The sequence below is a fragment of the Gelidibacter sp. genome (genome assembly GCF_035577925.1).
Taxonomy (GTDB): domain Bacteria; phylum Bacteroidota; class Bacteroidia; order Flavobacteriales; family Flavobacteriaceae; genus Gelidibacter.
This window is the reverse complement of sequence record NZ_DATJCY010000092.1, coordinates 1-6,063: the sequence shown is the minus strand read 5'-3', so window position 1 is coordinate 6,063 and position 6,063 is coordinate 1. Positions and strand designations below refer to the sequence as shown.

General features: G+C 34.9%; 7 protein-coding genes and 1 pseudogene. 5 read left to right on the top strand and 3 right to left on the bottom strand.

Annotated elements, in window-relative coordinates; translation table 11 throughout:
* The 5 genes from VNJ50_RS03290 to VNJ50_RS03270 form a co-directional block, all read left to right on the top strand.
* Positions 1-227: hypothetical protein (locus VNJ50_RS03290; RefSeq protein WP_325579023.1), on the top strand; the 227-nt coding region annotated here is incomplete at its 5' end.
* Positions 228-570: 343 nt separating this feature from the next.
* The gene (locus tag VNJ50_RS03285) at positions 571-888 is read left to right on the top strand and encodes a hypothetical protein (RefSeq protein WP_325579021.1); all 318 of its coding nucleotides are present in this window, start codon (positions 571-573) and stop codon (positions 886-888) included.
* A gap of 187 nt (positions 889-1,075) precedes the next feature.
* A complete protein-coding gene (locus VNJ50_RS03280; protein WP_325579019.1) occupies positions 1,076-1,621 on the top strand; it encodes an outer membrane protein in 546 nt (181 codons plus the stop codon).
* A 27-nt stretch (positions 1,622-1,648) separates the two neighbouring features.
* Positions 1,649-2,206, top strand: a complete 558-nt coding sequence (locus VNJ50_RS03275; protein ID WP_325579017.1) for a hypothetical protein — start codon at positions 1,649-1,651, stop codon at positions 2,204-2,206.
* Positions 2,207-2,572: 366 nt separating this feature from the next.
* Entirely contained in the window at positions 2,573-2,956 is a 384-nt protein-coding gene (locus tag VNJ50_RS03270) for a hypothetical protein (RefSeq protein WP_325579015.1), read from the top strand.
* Positions 2,957-3,131: 175 nt separating this feature from the next.
* On the opposite strand, the gene VNJ50_RS03265 is transcribed toward VNJ50_RS03270, so the two are convergent.
* From VNJ50_RS03265 to VNJ50_RS03255, 3 genes and pseudogenes are all read right to left on the bottom strand, one after another.
* Positions 3,132-4,388 (bottom strand): hypothetical protein, encoded by a 1,257-nt coding sequence (locus VNJ50_RS03265; RefSeq protein ID WP_325579013.1) that lies wholly within the window; start codon positions 4,386-4,388, stop codon positions 3,132-3,134.
* A 725-nt stretch (positions 4,389-5,113) separates the two neighbouring features.
* The gene (locus tag VNJ50_RS03260; protein ID WP_325579011.1) at positions 5,114-5,404 is read right to left on the bottom strand and encodes a helix-turn-helix transcriptional regulator; all 291 of its coding nucleotides are present in this window, start codon (positions 5,402-5,404) and stop codon (positions 5,114-5,116) included.
* Positions 5,394-5,531, bottom strand: a pseudogene (locus VNJ50_RS03255) (type II toxin-antitoxin system RelE/ParE family toxin); the annotation flags it as partial. The gene VNJ50_RS03260 and the pseudogene VNJ50_RS03255, both read right to left, overlap by 11 nt.
* Positions 5,532-6,063 lie beyond the last annotated feature (532 nt).

The following is a 6,063-nucleotide window of genomic DNA, read 5'->3' as shown; positions in this document are numbered from 1 at the left end:
CATTCAAATATAATTTTTGCCCCCTTCTCGAACCAACTAAAGAAGTTCCGATTTTCCCCGATTCACCTTTTAGGGCGGGGCATAAAATCAAGGAAAATCCATTCAAATATAATTTTTGCCCCCTTCTCGAACCAACTAAAGAAGTTCCGATTTTCCTTGATTCACCCTTTAGGGCGGGGCAGAAAATCAAGGAAAATCCATCAAATATAATTTTTGTCCTACACTAAATACAGATATTTAAAATTCTCACCCAAACACATCAAATTCTAAGTCAAACCCACCAAATTCTGATTTGGGATTGTTTAAGAAAATACTAACTGTTATTTTTGCTCAAAGTTTTTAATAATGTGCATTGATATTTCACGCATCAACACATTAAAAAAACAACTTTTAATATTAAACGAATAGCTTGAATCCCCAATTTTAGCAAAGTTTTGTAAAAAAAATAGTGGTCACAAACTAATGATGAAAAACCTTTAAACATCTAAAACCTTTTAGCTCTGGATAAATTTTCATCAAAGGATATTTTAAAATTTTTGAACCTACCATTAAATTTTTAATACAATATTTATGACCTACGCAAAACCACGGATTCCGATACCATTTATGGCTACATTAGTAAACCATAACATTAATGATCGGAACACTAAAAATCAAGCCTTAAATACTTCTGCTTTTCTTAAAGCTGCCTACATTGACAATGGCATCCTATTCAGGAATGGCAAACATAACTTCAAATCCATTCCAGAAAACACTATAAAGTTGGCCCATTACTGCAACGCAGAAAACTTTAAGACCGAAATGGCATCCGTTAGAAATTACAAAACGGTTCAAAAAGAATTTATTTTGCCAGAGAGCCAAATAGTATTTCAGAAAGCCCTAGAATAACTTCAGGCTCAAAAACAGTATTCTTTTTACACTTAATCCATAACAAGTATCAATGTCACTAGCGCCAAATGGCGCATAGTTTATACATCCTTTAAACTTGCTTGCAAATTAGATCTGCAGCAAGAATTAAAAAAACAATGCACTGATTTAGTAAAACTTTAAAAATTAATATTTAAAAACAACCCTTATGAAAAAATCAATTTATGCCATCAACATTATGTTGTTGATGTTTGTCGGATTAGCAACGCAATCAACCTTAGCTCAAAACACATCAAAAGGAAACGAAGGCTTTACAATTGGAGGTTTGCTGGCCTACGGCACCGAAATCGAAAACTTGGGAATAGGCGTTAATGCTGAATTTACAATCACCGAAAATCTGCGCATCTCACCGAGTTTCATTTACTACCTTCCCAAAGACCACGGCATTATAAAAACCAATTGGTTCGAACTGAATGCCAATGCCAACTATTATTTCATACAGGATGACAAATTTGGCGTCTTTGGCCTTGGTGGTTTAAACTACAGCAGTGTCAACGTAAAATACGATGGCCCTAACATTGGCGGTTTAAATGGTAGCATTAGTGGAAGCGACGGTCGCTTCGGACTTAATCTTGGCGCTGGAGCAAACCTACATTTAAGCAACGATAACATCACTCCTTTTGCAGAACTCAAATATGTCATTATTGACGGTGGCCAACTTGTACTTGCCGCTGGAGTACGATTTAAAATCTAAAAATAAACAACCCTAAAATCCTTAAAAATGAAAATTAAACACCTATTATTTAAACCTTTATTGGCTCTAATGATTATTGGAGTTTCAATCACCAGTTGCAGTAGTGATGATGATTCAAATTCTTCAAACTCGGGAAAAAACTCGTATTCCTTAAACATAGAAGGAGATAAAACTTATTCCAATTCGTGGGATGGCGACTCTGAAGAAGGGGCTATAGTGAGCCTTTTTAATAAAAATATAGAAGGCGCACAAAATATCTCATTGGTACTTTCAGACGACCTTAATGATTTGAATTTAATTGGTGCGTTTATGCTTAATTCATCCCAGCAACCATTACCACTTGGCAACCTTGCTAATGAAGACATGGGAAATGGAGATCACTCTTCGATAATTATCTCTGTAGGCGATAAAAATTACACCTCAAACTCAGGAAGTGCCAAGATTTCAAATTTAAAAATATCCATGCTAGGTGAATTAACCGGGTTTGCTTCTTATGATATGGCCATAGACGGTATGTTTGAAGACTCTAAAACAAAAGCTTCAGTAAAGATAACAGGAACTGTAAAAGTAATGTCCTATTTCTAAACTGAAAAACCAACCCCTATTTGGGTTCACATAGGTTTTCATTTATGAAAACGTAAAACAAAACTTAACTTCAACATATTAAAGAAGTTAAGTTTTTTTTGTTTCCATAGATTAATGAAAATAGCTTATAACAGCAACTCAAACCTTATTAAATAATGATAATAATAATAATAAAGGATTAAAAGGATATCAATTTATACAATTGTTATAATAGGTATTTATATAGGTATCTTTATATGCTCAAAAACGCCTAACTATCAAGGCAATATTAGGGTGCTATAATATAATAAGCTTGGCTCAAGCAAGCTCTGGGCTTATCTTATTGGTAGTAATTAGGAAAGTTTATAATTCTAAATTCATATGATTATGGACAATATTTATTTATCCAAAAAAGAAGAACAGTCTATTAAAGCTGTTTTACTCAAAAGCATCCATAAAGTTGCAGAAAAAGTAAAAGAGGGATATTTGGTCTGGATACCAGAATTTAAAGAAATAGCAGAAAAATCTTCACATGAATATCCTCTTTGGCTATGGGTTGATAGCATCAATTACACACATAACGATCAATGGTTTCCAACTATTGAAGTTTACTGTTCTTATTATAGAAAAAACAAGTTTAGAGCCAGTTTCTATATGGGTCGCCCTCCTGGAACCTATAATGATCAGTCCCCGATTCCCTATGCCATAACCGTCGAAAAATTTATTTATTATGATGAGAACATAGAGCGAGATGTTTGGGAGGAATTTTAAAATAACCCAACTCTAAACTAAGGTTTCAACAGGCCTACAAATCGCGAGCTACATTTCTATAATTCAGAAAGAAAAAAACATAATAGTGTATGCAGCATATATCCATTTCAAAGAAAAACAGGAGCTAACTACAACGTAGCGCTCCTGTTTTTCATAAATAGTAATTTATCGCTCTTTAGTGTGCTACCACTGCTATAGAATTGGCATTTGGATATTGTGTCCCTTCAGAAAGTTCATACCTGGTCGTATTTTTCCAATAGACCGCTTTTGTAACGTTGGTTTCAGAATTCCAAGTAGTACCCACCGTGTAAACCGTATCATCCAATACAGTAATTCCGTAGATAAAAGAACCGCCAGGAATTTCAAAAGGCACCCCATTTTTCCAATACTTAACGCCCCCTTGGCGGCCTGTAATATAAACATCGGTGCCGTCAATAAAAATATCATTGGCCTCTTGACCGTTAACAAGGTTTGTTTCCTCTCCGTTTTTCCAATATTTTGCCAACCATTGCTTCGCTGTTCCATCGGCCACGTTGCCTGTAATGTGAACATCATTCCCTGAGACCGCTATCTTAGAAGTCATAGTTCTAACGGTGCCATCCGATAAAGGAAATGCCACTCCATTTTTCCAATATACTGCAATAGGCATATCATCAGTGTTATTGAGCATACTATAACCAGATACATAAACATCATTACCATTTACAGCAATGCCTGTAGCTGTAGAAATAGTATTATGGACTAATTTGGTCATGACGCCATTTTTCCAATATTTAGCGCCTAAGTTTCCATTTTTTTCGGTGCTAGCACCTGCAATATATACATCGCCATTATCAGAAACAAACATATCTCTAGCATATACATCGGCATTGTCCTGCGAATATATAAGATGTTCTTCGTCATTTTTCCAATATTTTATAGCTCTATAACCAACTTCTACCAAAACATAAACGTCAGCACCACGAACGATAACTTTATAAGCTCTCGCACTTGTAGTTCCGGAAGTAAGATGATGGGCAACTCCATTTTTCCAATAAGTTGCCTGTTCTACGCCATCAACGTATTCTGAACCCGCAACATAAACATCGACCAAATCTTTATTTACGGTTATCGTAACGGCTTTGCTATCGGCAAACCCTTCCTTTTTAGCCACCACACTATAAGTGCCGGGTTCAAAAAAGGTATGTTGGTCATTAGCAATCGCTACACCATCAACATAAATAATGGCATCATCAACCACGACGTTGTTGACAGCTACGGCAAACTGAACGATAGCACCATCAGAAACAACGGTAGAGGAAGGCGTTAGTATTAGGGTTTCTTTCTCAGGAACAGGATCTGGCCCATCGTCCTTTGAACAAGACATTAAAAACATGAACGCTAACAAAAAGGTGTTGGCAAGGATACGGGTTACTTTTGAGGACTTTTTCATTTTAAATTGATTTTAAAGTTTAACAGTTAAGTCTTGCACGTTATTTAACGATACAAAATCAAACGAAACTAACAAAAATCAACCTCTAAAATTGACACAATGAGTATATGGCCAGATTCGTAAAGTATATATCCTTATAGAATTAGAATTTGGCTTTAACAATAACCCCAAAAAGACCAAATACCTCTTGAAAGGATTGATTATCAAAAGTAATAGATACTACTGACTAATTGCCTGAAGTGTTTTAAAATGTTATTGTAGTCATTTCCTATGCAATAATAAATAAGATATGGGATTCCACAGATACTCGCCTAAACCTACTACAATCAGCTTTCAGTCAACACAACAACATTCCATTGTTCACGCAAAATCTATTTGCAAATTTCCTGTAAATAAAATAAAAATCGATGAACTCGTCTTTTTTTTAATGATGAGCTACGAACACTGCTCAGTCATACAAGTCCCAATAGACATTTAAATGAATATTTTGTCACTGCAACAATATAGCAAAAGCATAAATAAAATGTAAAAAGGAGTGTAAACGCTACGGCTGACACTCCTTTTTATTATGAACCCAATAGTGGACGGACAGCAATCCCTTACGTTCAGGGACAGGAAGTTTGAACCACTAAAAACAAAAAAAGCCCTAAAAAGGGCTTAAATCAGTTTGTTTTTTTGTCAATTTATAGCGTTATGCAACGGTTACCGATGTTGTTCCTACTTTATTAGACTTCAATTGTAATATTTACCTTTCCGCCAAGCCCTTTCTCAACGATGTCAAACAAAGTCTTTAAAGTCAGGTTACTTCCATTATTTTCTACACGCGAAATGTATGTCCGTTTTTTGTCAATCAGTTCACCAAGTTGCTCTTGGGTCATATTTTTTTCTTCTCTTGCGTTTCTTAAGAGCAAACCAATTTTAAACGATTCAAAATCTCTTTCGAGTTCGTCTCTGCGCTCAGTTCCTTTTTCTCCGTAAACGGTATCTTTTATATCTTTCCAGCTTTTAGTTTCCATCTCTTTTGTTTTTATCTTCATAATATTCTTTCATTAATCGGACAGCTTTGTCAATTTCTTTTTTTGGCGTTTTCTGGGTCTTTTTCGTAAATCCGTTTAATAATACAACTAACTTACCCTTGTCGAAGAAGCAAAAAACTCACCAAATATCTGAACCTAATTTTATTCGAGCCTCATATAATCCTTTGTGAGTTTTCATTGGCGCCAAATAGGTTTTCGGCACGTGTTGAAAGGTTTCGATTATTTCAATGATCTTAAATATCTTGTCCTGAATCTTTTTCGGTTGAGCAAGTAGAAACTCTTCGAAATAATGTTTGTATTGTATTACTTGCCTAACTTTTTCCATTGGTACAAATGTAACTTAAAAGTTACTGTTTTCAAAATTCCAAATTGTTTTTTTAACAGACGGATTTTTCTTTGGTATTATGCAAAACGCCCAGAAGCTTGGCGAAATCCCATCAGCCTATCCAAACCTATTATATAGCTATTTATTACTAGTTTACAATTCTATATCTTTATGGATACTCAAAATACGAAACCCGAATATAAATCAAACCAATAACCACATCAATGCGCGAAATCGCACAGCCTGTTTTTTAAAAATTAGTTATAAAATCACAAATACTAATAAGCATTCACAACCCAGCTCCCCTCTTCAG

What these genes read in the sequence shown, in the direction of transcription:
- VNJ50_RS03280 (WP_325579019.1), top strand. Translation starts at nt 1,076, where the DNA reads ATGAAAAAATCAATTTATGCCATCAACATTATGTTGTTGATGTTTGTC.
- VNJ50_RS03270 (WP_325579015.1), top strand. Translation starts at nt 2,573, where the DNA reads ATGGACAATATTTATTTATCCAAAAAAGAAGAACAGTCTATTAAAGCT.
- VNJ50_RS03265 (WP_325579013.1), bottom strand. Translation starts at nt 4,388, where the DNA reads ATGAAAAAGTCCTCAAAAGTAACCCGTATCCTTGCCAACACCTTTTTG.
- VNJ50_RS03275 (WP_325579017.1), top strand. Translation starts at nt 1,649, where the DNA reads ATGAAAATTAAACACCTATTATTTAAACCTTTATTGGCTCTAATGATT.
- VNJ50_RS03285 (WP_325579021.1), top strand. Translation starts at nt 571, where the DNA reads ATGACCTACGCAAAACCACGGATTCCGATACCATTTATGGCTACATTA.
- VNJ50_RS03260 (WP_325579011.1), bottom strand. Translation starts at nt 5,404, where the DNA reads ATGGAAACTAAAAGCTGGAAAGATATAAAAGATACCGTTTACGGAGAA.